The organism is Blautia sp. DFI.1.216 (assembly GCF_020594215.1).
Classification (GTDB): domain Bacteria; phylum Bacillota; class Clostridia; order Lachnospirales; family Lachnospiraceae; genus Blautia_A; species Blautia_A wexlerae.
The window spans coordinates 80,154-104,323 of sequence record NZ_JAJDML010000007.1 but is presented as its reverse complement, the minus strand read 5'-3'; the positions used below and the strand labels follow the sequence as shown (position 1 = coordinate 104,323).

Below are 24,170 nucleotides of genomic sequence, written 5' to 3'. Positions count from 1 at the left end.
TCCACATTTTCCACATCGTTATACACATTTTCATCTGCCTGCATATGTGGATGTATATGTGCATAAATCACTTAACATAATTCGACATTATTCGTCCCCGTAATACTCCGTTTTTCCCTGAAATTCAACATTTTTCAGGTTTCCAATAATATATACCACATTTCACCTTTCCACATTATCCACATTATCCACATTCAAATGTGGATGAAATCTTCGACAAAAATCCCCTATTCTCTTTTAAAAAATATTGTGCTATAATTCATAGATATCAAGTCAGAGGAAAAATATCTTTTTTTACTCTGACATCTTATTATTATGAGAATTGTGGGAGCTGCTTTGCAGCGGAGCAATTCGTGGATATCAGGTTAGGGGCAAAATACCTTTTGACCCTAACATCTTATTATTATGAAAGAGAGTGGAAATTCATGGCTATGATCACTTTACAGAATTCCCGCAATGCGGAAGTAACTGTATTAACCAACAATTTCATAGACAACTATATGCCTGGGGCCAATGGAGAATTTGTGAAAGTATATATCTATCTTCTGAGGCTTCTTTCTGACACCTCTGTACCCTTCAGTCTGGAGCAGATGGCTGATCATTTCTTCTGTACAGAACGTGACATTATCCGCGCTCTGAAATACTGGGAGAAAGAAAAACTCCTTACTTTAACCTACAGAAATAACGAAGATATAGCAGATATCATATTGAATGTACCACCTGTAAAATCTGCTGCTTCCGACACAACTGTTTCGGCAGCCCCTGTCACAAAAACAGAACCCCAGACTTCTTCTGCGCCGGCACAGCCTGTGAAGCAGACCACCAGATCAGCCACTGCACTGTCTCCTGACCGTGTAAAAGAATTAAAGCAAAATGATGAGATCGTACAGCTCCTCTATATCGCAGAACAGTATCTCGGCAAAACGCTCACTCCTACCGAGATGAAAAAGATCCTGTTTTTCTATGATGAGCTGAAATTCTCGCCTGATCTGATCGAGTACCTGATCGAATACAGTGTCAGCCGCGGGCATAAGAGTATGCGTTACATAGAAACCGTTGCTCTTGCCTGGGCAGATGAGGGAATCACCACTGTCACCATGGCAAAAGAGGCAAATTCCCGTTATGCCAAAGAATACTTTACTATTTTTAAATCAATGGGAATCAGCGGACGAAATCCGGTAGATACAGAGATTTCTCTTATGAACACCTGGCTGAATGATTATGGTTTTACCATGGATATCATCCAGGAAGCCTGCAGCCGTACAGTTCTCTCTACCGGACAGCCAAGTTTCCAGTATGCAGATAAAATCCTTTCCGGATGGAAAGATAAAAATGTCCGTACACTTGCAGATGTCCGGCTCCTCGATGCTCAGCATCAGCGCCAGAAGCTGGAAAAGAATACCCAGCGAAAAGCAGCTTCCAAACCGGCTGCATCAAACCGGTTTAACAATTTCCATCAGCGACAGTACGACTTTAACGAATATGAAAAGAAATTACTGAATCAGTAACGGCAGTGACATAATCGTCTGAAAGTCACTGAACAGCTACAAAAAAACAAACGAAAGGGTGTGAAGTCATGCCTTTACAGAATTATCAGTATGATACGATCATGCGGGAATACAGCAAGACCCAGTCTCAGAACAGACGTATTCTGGAGGAGCGTACTCAGGAGATTTATAAAAAAATCCCGCGCATCCACGAAATAGATGAAGAGGTTGCCACCTTAAGCGCCAAAAAAGCAAGAGCACTCTTAAGCGGAGAATCATCAGGTCTTGAGGACCTTAAAGCTGCAATCTCTCTTCTGTCCCAGGAGCGCAATGCCCTGCTGGTATGTAACTCATATCCGGAGGATTATCTGGAACTTCCATATAAGTGTCCGGTCTGTCAGGATACAGGTTACGTCGGAAGCCAAAAATGTACCTGTTTTAAGAAAGCAGAGATAGAACTGCTCTATACGCAGTCCAATTTAAAAGAAATTCTCAAAAAAGAAAACTTTGACCACTTTTCTTTTGATTATTATTCTGATACAATGAAGAACGAAGCTACCGGACTGACAGAAAGAGAGACGGCCCGGAGAGCTTATGATATTGCCAGAGGTTTTGTGAGAAATTTTGACAGTTCCTTTGAGAATCTGTTTCTTTACGGTGATACCGGTGTGGGTAAGACTTTTCTTTCTCACTGTATTGCTCATGATCTTCTGGAATCAGCACATTGCGTTATGTACTTTTCCGCATTTGATCTGTTTGAACTGCTGGCAGACTCCAAATTCTCCAGAGATAAAACAGAAGGACAGGAATTTGTATTTGACAGCGATCTGCTGATCATCGACGACCTGGGAACTGAACTTACAAACAGCTTTGTCTCTTCCCAGTTGTTTTTGTGCATAAATGAACGCATCATGCGCAGGAAGTCTACGATCATATCAACAAATCTGAAACTGGAAAATTTCTCGGATACTTATTCCGAACGAACCTTTTCGAGAATCGCCAGCAACTACCGTATGGTGAAGCTGGAAGGAAAGGATATCCGTATACAGAAAATTTTTTTAGGAGGAAAATAAAACATGGCACAGGCAACAACTAAAGATTTAACTACACTTCCGGTGGGCAGACTTGGTCTGATCCCTCTGATCAGCTGTAAGGATCTGGGTGAAAAAGTAAATGAATGGCTGATACAGTGGCGTAAAGAGCGCAGCCACGAAGAGCTTGATTCTTTTGCATTTGAGGGTTATCAGAGAGATTCCTATCTGATACCGGTCCAGACAGCACGTTTCGGTTCCGGTGAGGCGAAATGTACGATCATGGAATCTGTACGTGGTGACGATATCTATCTGATGGTTGATGTATGTAACTACAGTCTTACCTACAGCATCGGACCATACGAGAATCTTATGTCTCCTGATGACCATTTTCAGGATCTGAAACGTGTGATCGGTGCAATCGGCGGCAAAGCCCGCAGAGTAAACGTGATCATGCCTTATCTGTACGAAAGCCGCCAGAATATCCGCAGCGGCAGAGAATCCCTGGACTGTGCAACAGCACTTCAGGAGCTTGTAAGTATGGGTGTGGAAAACATCATCACTTTTGACGCACATGACGCGCGCGTGCAGAATGCAACACCTCTGCATGGATTTGAGACTATACAGCCATCCTATCAGTTTATCAAAGCTCTTCTCAATCATGAGAAAGGACTTCACATCGACAACGATCATTTCATGATCATCAGCCCTGATGAGGGAAGCATGAACCGCGCAATCTATCTTGCCAATATCCTTGGTGTTGATATGGGTATGTATTACAAACGTCTGGATTACTCCAAGAGAATCAATGGACGTCACCCAATCGCAGCTTACGAATTCCTCGGTCCAAACCTTAAGGGCAAAGATATGATCCTGATCGATGATATGATTTCTTCCGGTGATACAGTTCTTAAGATTTCTTCTCTCCTCAAGGAAAGAGGAGCAGGCAGAATTTATATCTGCTCTACTTTCGGACTGTTTACAAACGGACTCGAGAAATTTGATGAGGCTCATAAGGCAGGAGTGTTTGACAAACTGCTCACTACAAACCTAATCTATCAGTCTCCTGAGCTTCTTGCAAAAGATTACTACATTTCCTGTGATATGAGTAAATATATCGCCCTGATCATTGATACTCTTAATCATGATCAGTCCGTAAGCTATCTGCTCAACCCGGTTGACAGGATCAACCGCTGCGTAAGCAATTATATGGCTCAGTATGATGAGAAATAAATAACTTCTGTAAAATTTATAAAAAGAGATTTCATGTTCTGTTCCGGCTGTTTCATCCGAAATTCCTGCAGTACATGAAATCTCTCTTTTTGTTATATATAATGCAATCCACTCTTCTATGCGGCCCTACACTGAATAACTGCTTCGCAGTCTGATTAAAATTCAGGAAATAATTTGCTTCCCATAAGGGATTCCCTCTCTGTCCAGAAGTTCCATCTCGCGTTTACTGCAGGTACTGATGATAACCTGCTTTTTCTCCTTATACATCCATTCAAGAACTGCCTCAAGATCTTCTTCCTCATACATCCCAAAGATATCATCCAGTATCACCGGCAGACTTTCTTCCTGACACAGAAGCTCTCCTGCAGCCATGCGCATGGCAAAATAAATCAGCTCCAGAGTGCCGCGGCTGAGACATTCCAGTGCTTCCGCTCCGTTCCCGGTAGTTACTGTCATGTGGGATGCCGCATCCATCTGTACGTCCTGATATTCACCATCTGTAATCTCACTCAAAATCTGAGAAGTACGTATCTGCAGCTTTCGTCCCACCTGAAGATGAATATTTCCTGACATTCTCTCTATGGTTTCCATCGCCATATTCAGAGCCTGTACTTCCCGCTCTTCCGATGTAAGCAGAAAAGAATTTTCTTCGTATTCCCGGTATTCTTCCTTAAGGTTACAAAGTTCTGTTTCTTTCTCATCATAGTCCTGTCTGAGATTTTCTTTACTGCATCTGAGTTTCTCCTGCCTGGATACCCAACGTTTCTTCATCCGTATTCTCTTCTGAAATTCCCTTGCATACTTCAGCTGCTGTTTTCCACAAAATCCTACCAACGCAGCTGCAATAACCGCTACGATCAGACTTACCGAAACACTGTCCGCTATAATCGCAGTCAAAATCAATCCAAAGATGCCGGCAGCGGCCGATATCAGCATTCCCATTGCAAAGCTGTTTCTTTTTGCCTTTGCCTGTGCCATTCTCTCATCCAGAATAACCGCACCATTTTCATCTCCGGGATGCATCCGTAACGACTCCTCTTTCTCATTAATCTGATCCAGCTTTCCATTCAGATCATTCAGATCACTTATGATATCATCCATCCTGGTCAGAAGTTTCTGCCTCTCCTGTTCTGTCTCTTTCTGTTTTCTGTCTGCCTGTACCAGATAACCCTTTCTGGACATCTTGAGCATCTGCATGGCCCGTCCCAAATCCATGGAGCTGTCTGCAGTTCCCTGATAGCCGGTCATAAATTTTTGCAGCTCCCGAGCCAGATCCTGTTCTGTCGGACTCTTTAACTTCGCAGCAAAAACTGCATTATCGTAGATTGCTTCACTGATATCTCCGAGAAACATATTTTTAATATACGTATGTACTATCGCTCTTTCGCTTTCATTCTCTCCATACAGAACGTTAATTCCCGGAGAAAACTCTAAAGTTTTATCATGGATTTCTCCAGAGTTTTTAATATTTAACTGTCTGATAATCATATTCTGTCTGTCACCTGCTTGTTTCCAGTAAAGCCTGAAGACCATAATATAATGCCTTCTCCTCCACTGCATTTCTGTCTTTTTCAAGAAAATAACTGATATAGTCACCGATCAGTGTTCCACTATATTTTTTTTGAAGTGCTTCCAGATCATAGGAAGGCTTTGATTCATTCAGAACCTCTGTTACGTAGCCAAAAGACTTCAGTCTCTCGGGAAGCAGCAGAAGCTCCGGTGCCCTGGTTCCCTGGATCACGATCCTGTAGATATTCATGCGTCCTTTATTCGCCAGATCCGCCTTCAGCATATCTTCCAGAGATGCCTGTGTAGAATCTTCACGCAGCATCAGAAGAATCTGCTCATAGGAACGGCAGGCAAAAGGAACAAAATTTGTCTTAAGCCTTCCGTTTTCCAGATGTCCTTCTATGTATCCATGATCACCCAGATCATTTCTGTCAACAGGCTCCAACGCACCTGCATAAGCTGCATTATCCCGGATCAGAATCTGGGGTTTATGAATATGTCCTAATGCAATATAATCAAATCCTGACGCAGCAATTGATTTGATATTCATGGGGATATGCTTCGCATCTCCACCATGAGCCAGTAAAATGTGAACCCCCTCTCCCTCTGCAGGATGTATAGAATCATACAGAGGATTCTCTATTTCCTGATGTTCATAGCTCAGTCCATATACATAAATATCCAGTTTCTCATCTTTCACACAGGTAAGCTGTTCATTCTTAAAAAATGTCACATTCTTTTCCCACTGAAAATCCCGGTAAAAAGAATCAGCCTTAATATAGTCATGATTTCCTGCCATCAGATAAACCCGGGTATCCGGGATGGTGGAAAACAGGTTATTTACTTCTTTCAGTTCCCGTAGAAGAGGCTGGCGGTGGAACAAATCTCCTGCTATAAATAACAAATCCACCGGATTCTCGCGGATACCCGCAATAACCCGGCGGAAAGTTTCCCAGATTTCTTCCTCCCGCCTGCTGCTCCATGGACAGCCCCTGTCAGGAACTGCACCAAGGTGTACATCTGCAAGATGAATAAATCTCATGCCAATCTCTCTTTCTATAACATTTTTGATATCTGCGGATTGCTCTGCAGCTTCAATGCTCCCACAATACTGATATCAGTCAAATTATAAATCACAGTTTTTAACAGTTCTTGGGAATGGAATTACGTCGCGGATGTTGCCCATGCCGGTAAGGTACATTACGCAACGTTCAAATCCAAGACCAAATCCTGAATGGCGTGTGGAACCATATTTACGAAGATCAAGATAGAAGTCATAATCCTCTTTCTTAAGTCCCAGCTCGTCCATACGTTTCTCAAGTTTCTCAATGTCATCCTCTCTCTGGCTTCCACCGATGATCTCACCGATTCCAGGCACCAGACAGTCCATAGCTGCAACAGTCTTGTTATCCTCATTCATCTTCATGTAGAAAGCTTTGATCTCTTTCGGATAATCTGTTACAAATACAGGTTTCTTAAAGATTTCTTCTGTAAGATAACGTTCATGCTCTGTCTGCAGATCGCATCCCCAGAATACTTTGTAGTCAAATTTATCGTTGTTCTTCTCCAGAAGCTCTACTGCTTCTGTGTAAGTAACATGACCAAACTCAGAATTGATCACATGGTTCAGTCTGTCCAGAAGTCCCTTATCAACAAAAGAATTGAAGAAATTCATCTCTTCCGGTGCATTCTCCAGTACATAACGGATCACATATTTCAGCATTGCCTCTGCAAGATCCATGTTGTCATTTAAATCTGCAAATGCGCATTCCGGCTCGATCATCCAGAACTCTGCCGCATGGCGGGTTGTGTTGGAATTCTCAGCGCGGAAGGTTGGTCCGAAAGTATAAACATTGCGGAATGCCTGTGCAAAAGTCTCGCAGTTTAACTGTCCGCTTACTGTCAGATTAGTTTCTTTTCCGAAGAAATCCTGAGAGTAATCTACAGCACCCTTGTCATCTGTCGGAACGTTGTTCATATCCAGAGTAGTTACCTGGAACATCTCACCTGCACCTTCACAGTCGCTTCCTGTGATCAGCGGAGTATGCACATAAACAAATCCCTGCTCCTGGAAGAAACGGTGAATCGCATAAGCACACAGAGAACGTACACGAAATACTGCCTGGAATGTGTTTGTTCTCGGACGGAGATGTGTGATGGTTCTTAAGTATTCAAGACTGTGGCGTTTCTTCTGAAGCGGATAATCAGGTGCAGAATTACCCTCTACTGTAACTTCTGCTGCCTGGATCTCAAATGGCTGTTTTGCCTGTGGAGTTGCTACCAGTGTACCTTTGACAATGATCGCTGCACCTACGTTTAATTTGCTGATCTCAGCAAAATTCTCCATTGTATCGTGATAAACTACCTGAAGAGTCTCAAAGAAGCTTCCGTCGTGAAGCACGATAAATCCAAATGTCTTGGAGTCACGTACGCTTCGTACCCATCCACCTACTGTAACCTCTTTATCCAGGTATTTTTCTCTCTCTTTGTAAATCTCTTTTACTGTTGTTAACTTCATATCTATGTTTCCTCTTTCTCCTCATCGTTCTGGTCTTACACAAAAAGACGAAACGCTGTTTCAGATAACAGCCGTCTCGCCTTTTAGTATAGACTATTCCCTGTTTTCACGCAAGGAGTAATCTGGTATTTAACTATGTTTTTTCTTTTGTCAGGTGTAGCAAAATCATGCTCTCTGCCATTTGGTCAGGCAGGCACTCTCAATGAATCCATACATTTTGCAAAAATACGCTTATATGTCCTTGTAGTATAGTGAAGCCCGTCATCTACCGTACCGGTTCCGTAATGATCACTGGCAAAGCTGTATCCTGTTGATTTCAGATAAGAATACATATCAATATAAGTATAAGCAGAAGACAGATTTGCTTTCATATACTGATTGAATGATCTGACTGCCGCCTCACTTCTGTCCGCTCTTCCCGCATTGGGAAGCATCAGACGATTCACCGGATTTACAGACATGAAGTACAGTTCACATCCTTTGCTTTTAAGCTGTGGTGCAATCCAGTTATAATACTCCGCATAATCTGCAGATTTTGACAAGTCGTTTACTCCAAAATTAAAGATCACTGCGGTTTTCTTTGAAAGAATACTGTTGGAATCGTGCTGTACTATGGAATAAAGCTGAGCCCATCCTGTAGTGGTAAACCAGTCCAGTCCCTTTCCTGCCGAGCAGACAAACTTCACATTTTTAGTCGCAGATTCTCCCATTCCTGTCAGAACATTTTCCATAAATTCCGTACGGGAATCACCTACAAAAATCACCTGTTTATATTTATAGATATCTACCTGCGGAAGCTGATCCTCTGTAAGGTCTGTTTCCGTTGTTCTGTTAAATACCACTGCATAGAGATCCACATTTCCATTTACCGTGATTTTTTCTTCTGCCTCATACTGCGGAGAAACACTCTGCATCGGTTTTGTGGACCACCCCATAAAAGTATAACCTTCTGCATCCCTTACGCCCGGAAGAGAATAAGAACTTCCTTTTGCCAGAGTCGTTTTCTGCCAGGTGCTGCCGTCACATCTGTGAAAAGTCAGCTGTACTGCCTTCTTCTGTACCGCATAAAGAGTGATATTTTTGTTGACTGTACATTTCGCCTTTGCTGTTGCTTTCTCAGAATTTTTCTTACTTGACCATCCCTGATTAACATAACCGGTTCTTGCCGGTACTTTTGCAAAGATAACAACCGTTCCCTCTTCTACTGTCTGAGTAAGTTTTTGATAAGCCGCATTAGTGCTTCCATTTCCCAGATAGTAGCTGACCGTATAATAATTACTCTTTCTGCGCACTGCATAGAACTGAGTTGCCTTTGTAATCTTTACTGTATCACCGGCTGAATATTCCAGTTCTGTTTCTCCCTTTTCAGTTGTCCAGCCCAGATTTGTATAGCCCTTTACTTTCGGCACATCAGGCAGTGTCACTTTCTGATTTTTTGACGCATACATGGTGAGCGAAGTATAAATTTTGCTGGTACTTGTTCCATTATTGTTATTGAAAGTAACTGTGTAAGGCAATTTCTTATATACAGCATAGAGAGTCAGTGTTTTTGATACAGTCACATTCTGGCCTGCTTTATAGTCAGCTTTGGAGGCTTTTTTATTCTTTGACCATCCCAGAGACTGATATCCTGTCTTGACAGGTACCTGCGGCATTGTAACTGTAAGTCCTTTTCCGACTTTCTGATTCAGTCTGGTAAATTTACTGTTGCTTGCCCCTGTATTGGTCTTAAAATTCACCTGAAGTGCTGTACGGCGCACAATGTAAAAATCTGTGTCACCGGTCACTGTAAATTCTGAATTCAGTTCATATTTTACAGCAGAACTTCCCTTTGTATCTGTCCATCCATAATTAATGTATTTAGATGATGGCATATCCGGAAGTATGACGTTTTTTGTCTCATATGCCTGCAGAATTCCATTGGAAAACACACTGGTTCCTGAATTATTATAAAGGGAAACCGTACATTTCTTTGGCATATAGAAGTTCAGGATGCCTTTTTCGAGAAACAGATTCCAGCTCTCGCCTTTCTTCAGAGTAAGAATATCTCCACCCTTCAGAGTGATCGCATCTCCAAGTTTTTCATTTTTTTCCAGTTTCCACATATCCGGTGCACCTGTATCCGGTACATTGGGAAGGATCAAAGATTCACCCCAGGACATCACTGTTCGCAGCTGTTCACATTCATTTCCTTCTCCGTCTATAAACCGGAGCATTACCTCTTTCTCCGGATTAATCGTCGGCGTGGGAGATGGTGATGGTGTGACTGAAGGAGTCGGTGTTGAAGACGGCATCGGTGTGACCGAAGGAGTCGGTGTTTCTGTCAGTGCAGGTGTACCCTCCGGTGTCGAAGTCACTGTTGGTGTTGGTGACAGTTCCGATGCCATTACTTTCTCCGAATCAGAAGCTGCCGGCAAAGTATTTTCTGTATCAGTTATGCACGAATCTTCTTCCCCTGAACTGAAAATCTCTTCAAAACTGTCCGGAGTGCCGAACTCTGCTGCCTGTACGGGAACTGTTGCAGTGATCAGTGCCACAGTCAGAAACACACTTGCCAGACGCTTTCCTCTTTTGTGTCTTTTTCTGTACATATTTACCTCCATTTTGCAAAAACGTCCCAACATAAAATATGCGGGACGTTCTCTATGCATTCCCAATCATTCAAAAACATCTTCAGACTGCCCGGCTTTTGATCAGAACCGCCACAACCTGCTCATATGTAAATAATACCAGATTTGTCATCCTGCTATGTAAACACTGTTTTCTTATGGTTGAAAATATTCCTTATAATTTATTGATAAACCTCATAAATGCTTCTCTGCCTTCAGCAGTGCATTTATATACGCCGGCATCCTCAAGTACATGAACGAATACATTACCGACTTCTTTTCTGAGAACATCCTGAATGTTGTCTTTATCAAGGTTGTCATATTTCGGAAGGAATTCTGCAACCCACGCTGCATGTTTCTCAATCTTCTCATTGGAAGAAATGTCTTTTCCCTCCAGAATATATTCTGCCAGAAGTTCCAGTTCTTCTTTTAATCTTGCCGGAAGTACGGCAAGTCCCATTACTTCGATCAGACCAATATTCTCTTTCTTGATATGGTGATACTCTGCATGCGGATGGTATACACCAAGAGGATGCTCATCAGTAGTAATGTTATTTCTAAGTGTGAGATCCAGTTCAAACATATCTCCGGATCTGCGGGCGATCGGTGTGATCGTATTGTGCGGTTCTCCATCAGTTTCAGCAAAGATAAACGCACTTTCGTCTGTATAACCTCTCCACGCTTCCAGAACATGTGTAGCAAGCTCTATCAGTCTCTTCTCATCCTTATGACGGATCCTTAAAACTGAAAGAGGCCATTTAACAATGCCTGCTTCTACATCCTCATATCCCGGAATAGTCACATGTTTCTCGATCGGTGCTTTTGCCATTGCGAAAGTATAATGTCCGCCCTGGAAATGATCGTGACTTAAAATAGAACCGCCTACGATAGGCAGGTCTGCATTGGATCCCAGGAAGTAATGCGGGAACAGTTTTACAAAATCAAAAAGTTTGATAAATGTATTCTTCTCAATCTTCATCGGAACATGCTGACTGTTAAAGACGATGCAATGCTCATTGTAATACACATATGGGGAATACTGAAATCCCCAGGGACTGTCATTTACAGTGATAGGAATGATTCTGTGATTCTCTCTGGCAGGATGATTAACTCTTCCTGCATATCCTTCGTTCTCCGGGCAAAGAAGACATTTCGGATAACTGCTGGATTTTACAAGCTTGGCAGCAGCGATTGCCTTCGGATCTTTTTCCGGTTTGGAAAGATTGATGGTGATATCGATTTTACCATATTCACTGTCTACTGTCCATTTCTGATCTTTCTTTACACGATAACGACGAATATAATCGCTGTCCTGACTGAGTTTATAGAAGTAATCGGTTGCTTCCTGTGGATCTTTCTCATATCTGCTCCAGAACTCATTCTGTACCTGCGCCGGACGCGGCATCAGACAGTTCATAAGTCTGGTATCAAAAAGGTCTCTGTACACAACACTGTCTTCTATGAGATTTCTCTTCACAGCCTCATCCAGAAGTGCATTTAATACCTCTTCAAGATCGATATCCCTGTACTCTTCCTCAGGTTCCACATATTCGTCTTCTTTAAAGACATCCAGAAGAAGATTTATTGTATAATTCTTCTCGCAGGCCGGTGTAAGTCCTGTTTCTACTCCGTACTGTACTAATTTTTTAATGTTCTCATATAACATCTGTACGTTCCTCCGTTTCGCTGTTACTGTTTCACTCTTACAGTAACGTGTTTAAACAATAAATTTCTCTGCCACTGTTTGTCCTTTTTAGAATACTCAAATATCAGTGAAATGTAAAGAAGCATTTTTACAATTTTTTGGATGAATAACCGGCAGGTTGCTGTCGCGTTACTGTTCGCTCCGTTCTCAGCTGCCTGCCGGTTATGTTTTTCATCAGTAATTTACTGTTTCTATATAGGTGATAAACACATTTCCGGCTTTCTGGAAAAGATCCGTACTGTCATTCATTCCATACGGATAGATCTCTTTTTTAACCGGATCATACAGCCAGGTATTATATTCATCATATCCTACGATCACCACGCTTGTATCTGCTCCCGTTTTGGCAATTACCGGACGCTGTGCACTTATCTCGTACAGCACACTGTCCAAACTGCAGCCGGAAAGATCGATCACAGTTCCGGTCTTTTTGAGGCTCTTTTTCAGGGTTTTAATATCATAGGTTCCCTGAAGCACACTCTCCGGAATCCCTTCTGTATCTATCTGCATTTTTGTCTTTTTATTTCCACGTTCCCATACATACTGCTGTGTACGGTTCAGCACTACACCTCCCAGCGTATCTGCACGCAATACAGCCTTCGCCGGATCTGTATAGATACCGTCCAGTCCGCCCTGTCCGTAAACATAATATGCTGTTTCCTGAGGAATCTGAGTGTCCAGAACAATGTCTTTCCGATCGGAACTGCTTACCTTTGCATACATAGTCAGCGGAGAATCTGTCTGTTTGGTTGTGTTAAATACCAGTTTCACACGAACACCTGTCCTGGATGCAGAAATAAGTTCGATTTTTACTGTATTTGCCGCTGCCTTTTTATTATTCATGATCGTATCTTTCTTCTGGGCAACATAAGAGGTTTCTCCGGATTTTGCAGAAAGTTCAAACTCGATCAGAGTATTTCCTACTGAAATATCAGTGATATAAAGTCCGTCTTTCCGGTATTCTTTTTTTACATTTCCTTCAAAATCTTCAATACGCAGAATGCGGATCCCAACAGATTTATGTCCCTCCTCATCTGTAAGAACATCTTCTTTATTCAGCATTCCATAAATCAGATCTTCATTCATAAATCCAACTGTACGAAGTCTCTGGCCTTTCTGCGGTGCGATCAGTCGGGTTTTACAGGTATCAAAATCAATTTCCTTAATATTTCCCTTTTCATCCCCCTCTGAAACCAGCCAGGCTGCATGGTCATTATTATCGGAAGATACAAAATTCGCATTTTTTATTCCTTTTTCAAGAATTTCACTGGAGTTCTCTTCGATATTGATCCTGTAAAGATTCTTCGCCAGAATCAGAAACAGCTCATTCTTTTCATTGACATAGGACAGTTTTTCAAGATCTTTTTTCAGAAATTCAAATGATTCCGAAACAGGGATAAAGGCTCTTTCTTCTGCCACGTTTTTATCACGATTGTAATGGTAAACTGCAATTCCTTCATATCCTTCATGGCTTCCTCTGTTCATATATCCATAAAGTACGAAATCAATATCTCCTTCATCAGTTACTCTGACGATCTTGATGTCATGCTGAGTTCTGGAATCGCGGAAATCTCCGTCCTTCGATTTTCTGAAACTGAAAACCTGATTTACCTTTTCATTGCCCGGTGAATAGGACCACAGATCTCCCTCCTGCACAAAAGCTATCACAGTAGCAGCATCATTCATCATATATTCTACATTCTTATCGCGCACTCCAAGGATAATCCCATCATCCTCATAAACAGGCAGTGTACCATCAAAGACCTGATTTGCAGAACGCTGGAAATCCAGCAGATAAATCCTGGTATCCTGATATTTCATTCTGTAAAATTCTTTTACGTCATATAATTCCGTTTCCTCATCCTCATTCTGCGAAGTCAGCTGATATTCCAGCACAACGCTGGCAGTTGTCTCATTGATCTCTTTGATCACAGGAATTCCCTCCTGACACAGCTGCGGAGCAAGATTCCCCCAACTGATCTCACTCAGGGAAGAATTAATATTAATTCCCGAGTAATTCGTTGCTGCTCCTGTTGTCTGTGGTTCCAGATAACTTCCCAGTGCATCTGCTGACTCTTTGTCAAGACACGCTTCATAAAAATATTTTACAAAAGCTGCATAATCTGATGCATGTACCTGTGACCTGGAAACAACTCTCGTATAATAATATGCTGTACCCTCATCCAGTTCCAGGGCAATCTGCATGGAATATTCCTGATTCATACGCAGATCACTGCCAATCTCCACGTCTACGGACAAATACTGATCTTCTTTTACAAGATTCTTAATCTTCTTATTTTCAAGGACTTTACTTCCATCAGATGTACGGATCTCATAAGAAAAACTCTTTACTTCCGAATCATAGGGATTCACTTTAAATGTCAGTTTTTTTGATGTATCCAGAGGAGTCACACTGTCTCTGCTAAAATCCGCCTGCATAGGCTGCGCATATCCATACATCCGGTTTATCAGCGTATCATTCATATCCACCATGACTTCCGGAAACACTGCGTCATTAAAATCAGAACGGTTATCTGTGGATTCACTGTTAAGAAGCAATGCAGTACCTGCTGTACCAAGCAGAAATACCAGAAGAAGAATACCTGCTTTTTTCAGTATCCTTTTCATCGCACACTCCCTTCCTGTTCTTTTTCATTCAGAAGCCTGTCCAGTGTGGGATGGATATTCAGGGCTGCAAGCATTTTCTCCACCTTACCCTGGTCTGATCTTTTCCCTGTTCTGACTGCTCTGATCAGGAGATTCTTAGGTGTATGTTCCATATCAATAAACTCCAGGATCTGGGTATCATAACCTTTGCTCTCCAGAAGATCTGCACGCACAGCATCTGTGATCAACGCAGACATCCTTTCTTTCAGGATTCCATAGCGCAGAACCGGCTCCAGCATTTCATTTTTAATCTGTTTATTAACTTCATGCTGACAGCAGGGTACGGAAAGAATGACTTCAGCTCCCCATTCCACTGCCTTGGCAAGTGCATAATCGGTAGCTGTGTCACAGGCATGAAGCGTTACCACCATATCCACACAGGATACACCTTCATAATCTGCAATATCACCATGATAGAAATGCAGCTTCTCATATCCGTATCTGAGTGCCAGAGAATTACATTTCTCAATTACATCTGTTTTCAGGTCAAGACCTATGATATTTACATCATATCCTTTTAGTTCTCTTAAATAATAATACATGGCAAAGGTAAGATAACTCTTTCCACAGCCAAAATCCAGAATCGTTATTTCTCTGTCTCTGGAAAGTCTGGGAAGTATATCTTCAATAAATTCAAGGAAACGATTGATCTGTCTGAATTTGTCATATCTGGCATGGATAATCTTTCCCTGTTCATTCATAACTCCCAGATCGATCAAAAACGGAACCGGAACACCTTCTTTAAGAATATATTGTTTCACCCGGTTATGTGCCTGGATCTGAACTTTTTCTTTCTGTTCATGGTGTTTCTGTTTAATAGTCATTTTCCCCTTTTTACTGACAAGAACAACCCCGTCTGTTACTGCACCCTGTGCCTGAAACTGTCTGAAATTCTCTGCAAGTTCTTTTTCCACATATTCAATCAGTTCCGTACGCCCGTAGTTTTTATGCAGAACTTTCTGTCCTTCTGTGGCAGATGCCTGATAACAGATCTGTCCTTTCAGCCGGATCGGACGAATCTTTATTTTTGATATGCCATCTTTATTTCTGCCGGCACTCAGAACAGCCTGTATCAGATTTTCATTTATCTGTTCTTCTAAATATTCTCTTAAATTTTTCATTGCTCTTTCTGTCTGTTAATGTTATATAATCTGTTGTAACTGTCCGGTGTACCAGCAAACCGATTTCCCGAGCAATTACAATCTGTTTTAAAAGTATCTCCTGCAGCGATATCTGCGGCATCTTCTTCTGGATATTTCCTGACAAAGCATTACCTGTATCAGTTCATCCAGAAAATCCTCCCTGATAGCCTGAGTGCTTATTTCCGGTTCCATACTCTCCCTGATCTTGCAGCTTAAATGATAAATCATATATTTATCCGGATATTCATCATAAAGGCGGCTTCCCTCATAATCCATGAGATCACATTCCTCTTCTATTTTCTCCTGAATATGCTGTACAGTCCCCGGATAATAGGATTTCATCAGGTTAAATTCTTTATCCTGCATCCGTTCTCCTTCATACAGAAGAGGATTTGCATATGTGGTATAAAACGGAAAATATTCTTTCAGATACATCGTACGATCCTGCATTCTTTTCGATTGTCTATTTCAGTATATGCAAAGTTCTGCAGACTGTGCCGAAATACAGTTCACGTGCCGCTTTATTTCATCTGCTTCTTGCAGATTACAATTCCTGGATCATTCTTACAGTTAATTTGACACTGTGTTCAATTGCTGCCATCTCAAACTCAGCGTAATCCATGTGAGCACTTCCGTCTGCCTTATCAGAGATTGCTCTTACTACAAGGAATGGAATATGGTTCAGATAAGCAGCCTGACCGATAGCAGCACCTTCCATCTCTACTGCAAATCCACCAAATTCTGAAATGATGGCATCTTTAACGCTCTTATCTGAGATAAACTGATCTCCGGAACAGATTCTTCCTTCAAATACACTGATCTCAGGATTTACTTCTTTACATACTTTTGCAGCCAGTTTACGAAGTTTTTCATCAGCAGGGAAGGAAAATTCATCCATCTGCGGAATCTGACCTTTCTTATATCCGAAGCCGATCGCATCCATATCATGATGCAAAACATCTGTGGAAAGAACAATATCCCCAATATTTACATCATTATTCAGACTTCCTGCAATTCCTGTATTGATCACCGCTTCCACACCAAATACATCTGCAAGGATCTGTGTGCACATACCTGCGTTTACTTTTCCGATTCCTGAACGTACAACAACTACTTTCTTTCCTTCCAGAGTTCCCTCATAGAAATCCATACGGGCTCTGGATGTAATTGTGACATCCTGCATTTTTTCCTTGATTTTTGCAACTTCCTGTTCCATTGCTCCGATAATTCCGATACATTTCATTATTAAAACACCTCTTCTTTGTATATTGTAATTTTTCATTTTCATGGTATCAGGTTCAGATGTGTAAACAGTGACAAATGTTCCTGACATTTCTTTATTATAGCAAAACTTTATTTATATGGAAACTTTTTTTATCCTCTGTTATAATACAATTGCTATTTTATGTTACTGTTCACATATCACTATTCCGCGAGGTGTTTTGGCATGAATATGCCAAAATCCCGAGACATACAAGCCGAAATTCCATTGCCGCAGGCAATCTGGAATGAATTTTGGCTACGTTACTATGAACGGAATGAACAGTCACGTAGTGGCATATGAACAGCAGCATTTATATTTACATTTTTTCACACAGGAGGAAACATATCATGACGTATAAAACAAAAGGTGTCTGCGCCAGCCATATTGAATTTGAAGTAGATGACAATAAGAAAGTCCACAATGTCCGTTTCATCGGCGGATGCAGCGGAAATACCCAAGGTGTAGCCAGTCTTGTAGAGGGAATGGATGCAGAGGAAGTGATCAGCAGATTAAAAGGAATCAAATGCGGATTTAAGAATACCTCATGTCCGGATCAGCTTTCCACTGCACTGGAGGAAGTTCTGAACAAATAAATAACTGTGGAAATACTGAACAGTTACGCAGGTGACCGTATAAAATATCCCACGAAAACTATAGCAAGCCTCTTAAATAATGTAAATTGAATCAATATATTATTTACAAAGATTGCTATAGATAAAGTTTCGTGGGATATTTTTTTAATTTACATATCTGTCCTGTCCCATTTATCACACAGGGACTGAACATCTCTTGAAAATCTTTCCAGATCTTTATTCGGCGTTCCTTCATTTTTCCTGATAACCGTAATAAGCCTGTAACCAAGTGCCAGAAGTTTCTCGAAGGCTCTGGCTGCTCTTGTTGCCTTCGGTGATGCAGATGCTTTCTGGATTTTCACACCCTTTGCCTCATACAGACATACATCGTCTGCCAGATCATAAACCGTACCGCTGAACGGAGCCATTGTATCATACCCCAGTTCATCTGTCAGACGTTTTGCAAAAATCTCTGTAACTGTATCATCTCCATGAGTAACAAAGACTTTCTGCGGTTTCTCCTCAAATGCCTTCGCCCAGTCTAAAAGGCCATTCACATCCGCATGACCGCTGATTCCCGGCATCTGGCAGATATGCGCTGCCACATGAACAGGTTCACCAAACAGTTTCACATCTGCAGCCCCCTCGATCAGTGCTCTTCCAAGAGTACCGACCGCCTGATATCCTACAAAAAGAATCGTATTCTTCTCATTCCACAGATTATGTTTCAGATGGTGCTTGATACGGCCTGCATCACACATACCACTGGCTGAAATGATTACCTTGGGCTCCTCATCATAATTGATCGACTTCGAATCATCACTGGTGACGGAAATCTTCAATCCAGGGAAACTAATTGGATTAATTCCCTTTTTGATCAGTTCCATCGCTTCTTCATCAAAACAGTCATACTGATGCTCCGAGAAAATCGTGGTAGCTTCATTTGCAAGAGGACTGTCCACATATACTTTAAATCCGTCATGTCCATACACCAGTCCGTCTGCCTTGATCTGTCTGATAAAGTACAGCATTTCCTGCGTACGTCCCACTGCAAAAGAAGGAATCACAAGATTTCCTCCTCTGTCAAAGGTTTCCTGGATGATTTCTGACAACAGTTTCACATAATCCGGCTTTTCTCCATGACTGCGGTCACCGTAAGTGGATTCCATAACTACATAATCTGCATGGTGCAGATACTCAGGATCCTTGATCAAAGGCTGGCAGGTATTTCCAATATCTCCGGAGAATACAATCTTTTTCTCTGTATCCTCCTCCCTGACCGTCAGTTCAATACTTGCAGAACCCAACAAATGACCCGCATCAATAAACCGGACTGAAATTCCCTCTGCAGGAGTGATCATCTTATTGTACGGGCATCCCACAAAATTTCTGATCACTCCCATGGCATCTTCCATTGTATAAGCCGGAACAAATTCCGGTTTGCCCTGTCGTCTGCCTTTACGGTTTCTCCATTCTGCTTCAAACATCTGAATGTGCGCACTGTCTCTGAGCATAATATCGCATAAATGGCTGGTGGCATCTGTGGCATATACCGGTCCTCTGAACCCCTTTGCATAAATAGCCGGAAGATTACCTGAGTGATCTATATGTGCATGTGTCAGAAGAACAAATTCTATCTCTCCCAAAGCCACTGGTATTTCTGCATTTTCATAATAATCCGGTCCCTGCTCCATTCCGCAGTCTACAAGAAACTTGTGACCTGCTGCCTCCAGATAATAACAGGATCCCGTAACCTCATGAGTTGCCCCGATAAATGTAATCTTCATATAAAAACCTCCCTTCAGATTTTGATGTACTCTCGGAATCTTTTTGTACTTGATTTTATGAGAAGATTTTTTGTCAGATGTGCCCGAATTTTTGAGGCGTACGCGGTGCGTACGTTGATAAAATTCGGGTGAATCTGGCGAAAAATCAGCCATAAAAGCAAGTGCAATAAAGACTCCGAGAGTACATTTTTGATATCCCCAATTGTTTTGCTGCATTTTGCCTGTTTAACCCGGCAGCTTTTTACTGCTTTTATGATCCTTCTATATTGTATTAATTATACACTACAATGAAACAAATTAACAATATCTTTTCTGAAAACAAAAAGCAGAAACAGTTTTTTTCGACTGTTCCTGCCTTTCTTTGCATCTGCCACGTAAGAATTTTAAAAATTTGCCGATATTTTAATGATTCTCTGTCGGTCAGTGCATAAATATATAACGTTTTGTTCCGAGCCTTTGATCCGCACACTTATCCGAAGAATAAAATGCCGGATTTCTGCTTCGCAAACTTTCATTACATATACTATGCGAATCAAATCGGCAAATATCACACAAAAAAATAAAATTTTTTTATTTTTTTTCAAAAACGGATGTCTTCTGATATGTCTGCGTATTTTTATCCGGATATCGATAGTCAGCTATAGCAGTCATTCCCACCAGCGCAGTCAACATAACTACTGCCACTGCGGCAGCTGCAGATTTCAGGATTCTGTGAGTCCTGTTCCCGTCATACTCAAGACTTTCAAGTTTTTCCTTTGCCGCCCCGGTGCTTCCTGTCTTTTCAGCCCTGGCTGCTTCATTGAAATCCCCTGTTTCTCTCAGTCGGGTGATCAGCCGATCATACCCCGCCCGGATCTTCTCCTCGGATTCTTCCGGAAATTCATCCCATGAGGTTTTGCCTGCTACGTTCAGCAATGCGGATTCAAGTATTTTGGTTTCCACATCATACTGCTCTTGAAGTATTTTGTCTATCTGCTGATTTTTTGTCTGTATATCTGTTTTGTTCTTCATAATATTTAACTTTCCTTGACAATTTCTCCCCCTGGGTTCATATTAAATAGTAACGTATAGCAATTCCATAAAATAATGAATCCGGACATTTTCGCAGGATTTCACATATTCCCTGCAGTCTTTTATAGAATTGTTGTAACTATTCAGAATAAAACAGGAGGAATCTCTATGAAACATATTGTGCTCACCGGCGGCGGCACAGCCGGACATGTGACTCCGAATATTGCTCTGATCCCACGCCTTAAGGAGCTTGGATACGAAATTTCCTATATCGGATCCTACGATGGAATCGAAAAAAAGCTTATTGAAGAAATGAATATTCCTTATTACGGAATCTCATCCGGAAAGCTGAGACGTTATTTTGATCTGAAAAACTTCACAGATCCATTTCGTGTACTGAAAGGATTCGGTGAGGCCAAAAAATTATTGAAACAATTAAAACCAGATGTGGTTTTCTCCAAGGGTGGCTTCGTGACTGTCCCGGTTGTAATCGCTGCCGGTCGACGTAAAATTCCTACCATCATTCATGAATCAGATATGACTCCCGGACTTGCAAATAAGATCTGCATTCCATCTGCCACAAAAGTATGCTGTAACTTCCCTGAGACTGTAAAAAGTCTTCCTGCTGACAAAGCAGTACTTACAGGTACTCCTATCCGTCAGGAATTATTAAACGGAAGTAAAGAGGCAGCCCGCGAATTCTGTGGTTTCACAGATGACAAACCGGTTCTTATGGTGATCGGCGGAAGTCTTGGTGCTGCATCTGTCAATGAAAATATCCGCAAAATCCTTCCGGAACTTTTAAAAGAGTTTCAGGTTATCCACCTGTGTGGTAAGGGAAAAATGGATGAAAGTCTCAAAGACACAAAAGGATATGTACAGTATGAATATATTAAACAGGAGCTTGCCGATCTGTTTGCTCTGTCTGATATCGTTATCTCCCGCGCAGGTGCCAATGCAATCTGTGAACTGAATGCTTTAAAAAAACCCAATCTTCTGATCCCGCTTTCTGCAAATGCCAGCCGCGGTGACCAGATTCTCAATGCACGTTCATTTGAACGTCAGGGATTCAGCATGGTACTTGAGGAAGAAGAGATTACAGAAAGCACACTTTTAAACGCAATCCGAGAACTGTACCAGAACAGAGAGTCCTATGTTCATGCCATGTCAGAAAGCAGTCATATGAATTCTATTGAAAAAATCACCGGGCTGATCGAAGACTGCGTAAATAAACAGTAATCACCGGGTTATTTTCTTATATTCCCTGGCAAGCCAGCGTCTCGTCCTCATGACTCTGTTATTCACATTATTTTCTGTGATATGATAATGTCTGGCAACGAGACGCGTTGGTATGTCATATAACGTTACACTGACATAGATTTCATAATTTGTCCTGTTCTTTTCTCTCAGTTTTTCAAATATCGACTGCAGGTATCCTGCTGCCTCCAGATTCAGAACAATCTCATCTACACGATTACCTTTTCTTACCCGCATATCTGTCATTTCCAGAATCGCATCTGAGTTCGCATATTCATATTTCCTGAAGGCCTTTTTGCGATGATCGGATGCCTTATGGTAGCTGATTCTGACAATCAGATTCTCCAGTTTCTTTTCATCTGAAAAATCCACACTCCGGCCCATATGAAACAAAGTCTCAAATACATCCTGACAGACATCTTCTGCTTCGTCTTCATCGCCAAGGATAAATTTTCCAATATTGAACGCCCGAGAGCGGTATTTCCTGTAGATACTTACAAAATCTATATTCTCCATCTTTTGCAATGTGCTGTATCAGAATATCAGGACAGCTGCTCCTTTACTTTTAACAGGATTTCTTCTTTATCTGCATCACTGAGTTCACCCGGGTGCCATGTGATTCCCACCTGATCTCCTTTATATCTCGGAATCAGATGCATATGAAAATGAAATACTGTCTGCCCTGCACACTCGCCATTATTCTGTACAATATTAAATCCGTCACATTTCAGTGCTGCTGTCATTGCTGTCGCCATTTTCTTTGCAAGAATCATTGCCTTTGCAGCCATTTCATCCGATAATTCATAAATATTGGCAGCATGCGATTTCGGAAGGATCAGCGCATGTCCCTTACTCGCCGGGCCCAGGTCAAGAATTACCCTGAAATTCTCATCCTCATAAAGTGTTGCAGCAGGAATCTCTCCATTAGCGATTTTACAAAAAATACAATTTTCCATCTTTAAATCCTTCTTTCTTAAAATTCAAGATTTTGATTTGCAATAATCAGTAATACTTGTCGTTTTATTGCGAATTTTTCAGGACGAAATCAGTTGCGGCTGAAAGTTCACAATGATACACTTTTCCTGAGGTGATAATATGCAGATTGAAATAACAAAACAATCAGAAAAAGATTTTCGTTTTCTTTTATCCAGACTTTCACATGAAATCCGTAATCCGGTCACGCTGATCAACAGTGAACTTCAGTTGATGGCTTCCTCTCACCCGGAACTGTGCAGTTACAGACAATGGGACAGTCTTATGGATAACCTTGAATATGTAAAAGAACTGCTGAAAGAACTCTCTGACTTCAGCCATGCGCAGACAGTTACTCTTGTTCCCGTAAATCCCGCGGAATTTCTGACCACTGTTTTATCCTGTCAGAAAAACACTCTGGACTATCTGGGAATCCGGCTGGAAATACATGTGGAACATACTTCTTCACCTGTTTTTCTTGACCGGATAAAAATGCGTCAGGTCATATTTAACCTGATCAAAAATTCCTGTGAAGCCATCGATCAGCCAGGCGGAAAGATTATTGTAAATCTCACCCCTGCAGATTCCGGCATCTGCATCTGTATTAAAGATAACGGATGTGGTATGACGCATAAGCAGACTGAGAATATCTTTCATCCCTTCATTACATATAAACCGGAAGGAACCGGTCTCGGGCTTGCAGTAACAGCAGAAATCATCTCTGCACACCATGGTCAGATCAGGGTTTCCAGCACTCCCGGTCAGGGTTCTGCCTTTTATATTTATCTGCCGGCATCCCCTGAATAAAGGTCGGTTATCCTGCACGCTGCGAAGGATGATAAAGCAGAACTGCAAGCAGGAATCCACAGATAAGACCGCCTACATGTGCCGCATTGTCCACCCCTTCGCTTGTAAAACCAAAATAAAGCGAAAAAGCAGCCATGATCACTACCTGTCTGGCAGAAAGATCTTCAATATGACCTCTGCCCCTGATCACAGCATAGATCATTGCACCCATCACAGCAAACACTGCACCGGATGCACCTGCTGAAACTGCAAAATCCGCACTGTCCAGTTCCAGGAACAGACACAGCAGATTTCCACCCATTCCTCCCAGAAGATAGATCAGCAGATATTTCAGTTTTCCAACTGTACGCTCCAGTCTGCCTCCAAGCACAAACAGTACCAGCATGTTATTTCCAAGATGCTGCGGTCCAAAATGAAGGAACATACTTGTAAAGATCCTATAGTATTCTCCCTGCATAATGGCGGGAGTATATGCCGCTCCGCACTGAAGCATATGCATGGTATCCTCTGATCCTCCGGTAAATTCCACTGCAGTAAAAACAAGAATATTCGCCAGAATGAGAAGCACTGTAACCGGTGCCTTTTTCAGTTCTTCCAAG

General features: G+C 41.7%; 20 protein-coding genes. 6 read left to right on the top strand and 14 right to left on the bottom strand.

Features of this window, described 5'->3' with window-relative positions:
* Positions 1-425: 425 nt before the first annotated feature.
* The 3 genes from LJE11_RS04640 (at position 426) to LJE11_RS04630 (ending at position 3,751) form a co-directional block, all read left to right on the top strand.
* Complete coding sequence (locus LJE11_RS04640; protein ID WP_055053371.1) at positions 426-1,508, top strand: DnaD domain protein; 1,083 nt, start codon at positions 426-428, stop codon at positions 1,506-1,508.
* Positions 1,509-1,576: 68 nt separating this feature from the next.
* The gene (locus tag LJE11_RS04635; protein WP_008706949.1) at positions 1,577-2,560 is read left to right on the top strand and encodes an ATP-binding protein; all 984 of its coding nucleotides are present in this window, start codon (positions 1,577-1,579) and stop codon (positions 2,558-2,560) included.
* A 3-nt stretch (positions 2,561-2,563) separates the two neighbouring features.
* Positions 2,564-3,751 (top strand): ribose-phosphate pyrophosphokinase, encoded by a 1,188-nt coding sequence (locus LJE11_RS04630; RefSeq protein ID WP_195284677.1) that lies wholly within the window; start codon positions 2,564-2,566, stop codon positions 3,749-3,751.
* A gap of 162 nt (positions 3,752-3,913) precedes the next feature.
* Here LJE11_RS04630 and LJE11_RS04625 read toward each other — a convergent pair whose 3' ends face one another.
* From LJE11_RS04625 to LJE11_RS04585, 9 genes are all read right to left on the bottom strand, one after another.
* Complete coding sequence (locus tag LJE11_RS04625; protein ID WP_020993256.1) at positions 3,914-5,284, bottom strand: hypothetical protein; 1,371 nt, start codon at positions 5,282-5,284, stop codon at positions 3,914-3,916.
* Positions 5,250-6,302, bottom strand: a complete 1,053-nt coding sequence (locus LJE11_RS04620) for a metallophosphoesterase family protein (RefSeq protein WP_195279960.1) — start codon at positions 6,300-6,302, stop codon at positions 5,250-5,252. Before LJE11_RS04620 ends, LJE11_RS04625 begins: the two co-directional genes overlap by 35 nt.
* Before the next feature lie 84 nt (positions 6,303-6,386).
* Positions 6,387-7,778: an asparagine--tRNA ligase gene (gene asnS, locus LJE11_RS04615; protein WP_008706954.1), complete on the bottom strand. Its 1,392-nt coding sequence runs from the start codon at positions 7,776-7,778 to the stop codon at positions 6,387-6,389.
* A gap of 185 nt (positions 7,779-7,963) precedes the next feature.
* The gene (locus tag LJE11_RS04610) at positions 7,964-10,369 is read right to left on the bottom strand and encodes an InlB B-repeat-containing protein (RefSeq protein ID WP_195279959.1); all 2,406 of its coding nucleotides are present in this window, start codon (positions 10,367-10,369) and stop codon (positions 7,964-7,966) included.
* Positions 10,370-10,562: 193 nt separating this feature from the next.
* Complete coding sequence (gene galT, locus LJE11_RS04605) at positions 10,563-12,053, bottom strand: UDP-glucose--hexose-1-phosphate uridylyltransferase (RefSeq protein WP_008706957.1); 1,491 nt, start codon at positions 12,051-12,053, stop codon at positions 10,563-10,565.
* Positions 12,054-12,266: 213 nt separating this feature from the next.
* Entirely contained in the window at positions 12,267-14,720 is a 2,454-nt protein-coding gene (locus LJE11_RS04600; RefSeq protein WP_173701057.1) for a hypothetical protein, read from the bottom strand.
* Entirely contained in the window at positions 14,717-15,880 is a 1,164-nt protein-coding gene (locus LJE11_RS04595) for a class I SAM-dependent methyltransferase (RefSeq protein WP_008706963.1), read from the bottom strand. The genes LJE11_RS04600 and LJE11_RS04595 overlap by 4 nt, the downstream gene beginning before the upstream one ends.
* A gap of 87 nt (positions 15,881-15,967) precedes the next feature.
* Positions 15,968-16,336, bottom strand: a complete 369-nt coding sequence (locus tag LJE11_RS04590) for a hypothetical protein (RefSeq protein ID WP_022379846.1) — start codon at positions 16,334-16,336, stop codon at positions 15,968-15,970.
* A gap of 109 nt (positions 16,337-16,445) precedes the next feature.
* Complete coding sequence (locus LJE11_RS04585) at positions 16,446-17,144, bottom strand: 5'-methylthioadenosine/adenosylhomocysteine nucleosidase (RefSeq protein ID WP_008706966.1); 699 nt, start codon at positions 17,142-17,144, stop codon at positions 16,446-16,448.
* 368 nt (positions 17,145-17,512) lie between these two features.
* Here LJE11_RS04585 and LJE11_RS04580 point away from each other — a divergent pair, with 368 nt between their 5' ends.
* Positions 17,513-17,758: a TIGR03905 family TSCPD domain-containing protein gene (locus LJE11_RS04580; protein WP_008706968.1), complete on the top strand. Its 246-nt coding sequence runs from the start codon at positions 17,513-17,515 to the stop codon at positions 17,756-17,758.
* A gap of 149 nt (positions 17,759-17,907) precedes the next feature.
* Here the strand turns inward: LJE11_RS04580 and LJE11_RS04575 are convergent, their stop codons facing one another.
* Both LJE11_RS04575 and LJE11_RS04570 read right to left on the bottom strand, forming a co-directional pair.
* A complete protein-coding gene (locus LJE11_RS04575; protein ID WP_118338990.1) occupies positions 17,908-19,524 on the bottom strand; it encodes an MBL fold metallo-hydrolase RNA specificity domain-containing protein in 1,617 nt (538 codons plus the stop codon).
* 570 nt (positions 19,525-20,094) lie between these two features.
* Positions 20,095-20,535 (bottom strand): hypothetical protein, encoded by a 441-nt coding sequence (locus LJE11_RS04570; RefSeq protein ID WP_055199834.1) that lies wholly within the window; start codon positions 20,533-20,535, stop codon positions 20,095-20,097.
* Positions 20,536-20,703: 168 nt separating this feature from the next.
* Here LJE11_RS04570 and LJE11_RS04565 point away from each other — a divergent pair, with 168 nt between their 5' ends.
* A complete protein-coding gene (locus tag LJE11_RS04565; protein WP_008706972.1) occupies positions 20,704-21,774 on the top strand; it encodes an undecaprenyldiphospho-muramoylpentapeptide beta-N-acetylglucosaminyltransferase in 1,071 nt (356 codons plus the stop codon).
* Here the strand turns inward: LJE11_RS04565 and LJE11_RS04560 are convergent, their stop codons facing one another.
* Together LJE11_RS04560 and LJE11_RS04555 are read right to left on the bottom strand one after the other, a co-directional pair.
* On the bottom strand, positions 21,775-22,308 hold the full coding sequence (locus tag LJE11_RS04560; protein ID WP_008706973.1) for an RNA polymerase sigma factor: 534 nt from the start codon (positions 22,306-22,308) through the stop codon (positions 21,775-21,777).
* 26 nt (positions 22,309-22,334) lie between these two features.
* Positions 22,335-22,748, bottom strand: a complete 414-nt coding sequence (locus tag LJE11_RS04555; protein WP_025578568.1) for an HIT family protein — start codon at positions 22,746-22,748, stop codon at positions 22,335-22,337.
* Positions 22,749-22,887: 139 nt separating this feature from the next.
* Here LJE11_RS04555 and LJE11_RS04550 point away from each other — a divergent pair, with 139 nt between their 5' ends.
* Positions 22,888-23,571 carry a sensor histidine kinase gene (locus LJE11_RS04550; RefSeq protein WP_008706975.1) on the top strand — a complete coding sequence of 228 codons (684 nt, stop codon included), beginning with the start codon at positions 22,888-22,890 and terminating at the stop codon, positions 23,569-23,571.
* Between the two features lie 7 nt (positions 23,572-23,578).
* Here LJE11_RS04550 and LJE11_RS04545 read toward each other — a convergent pair whose 3' ends face one another.
* Complete coding sequence (locus LJE11_RS04545) at positions 23,579-24,169, bottom strand: rhomboid family intramembrane serine protease (RefSeq protein ID WP_020993258.1); 591 nt, start codon at positions 24,167-24,169, stop codon at positions 23,579-23,581.
* Between the last annotated feature and the right edge of the window lies 1 nt (position 24,170).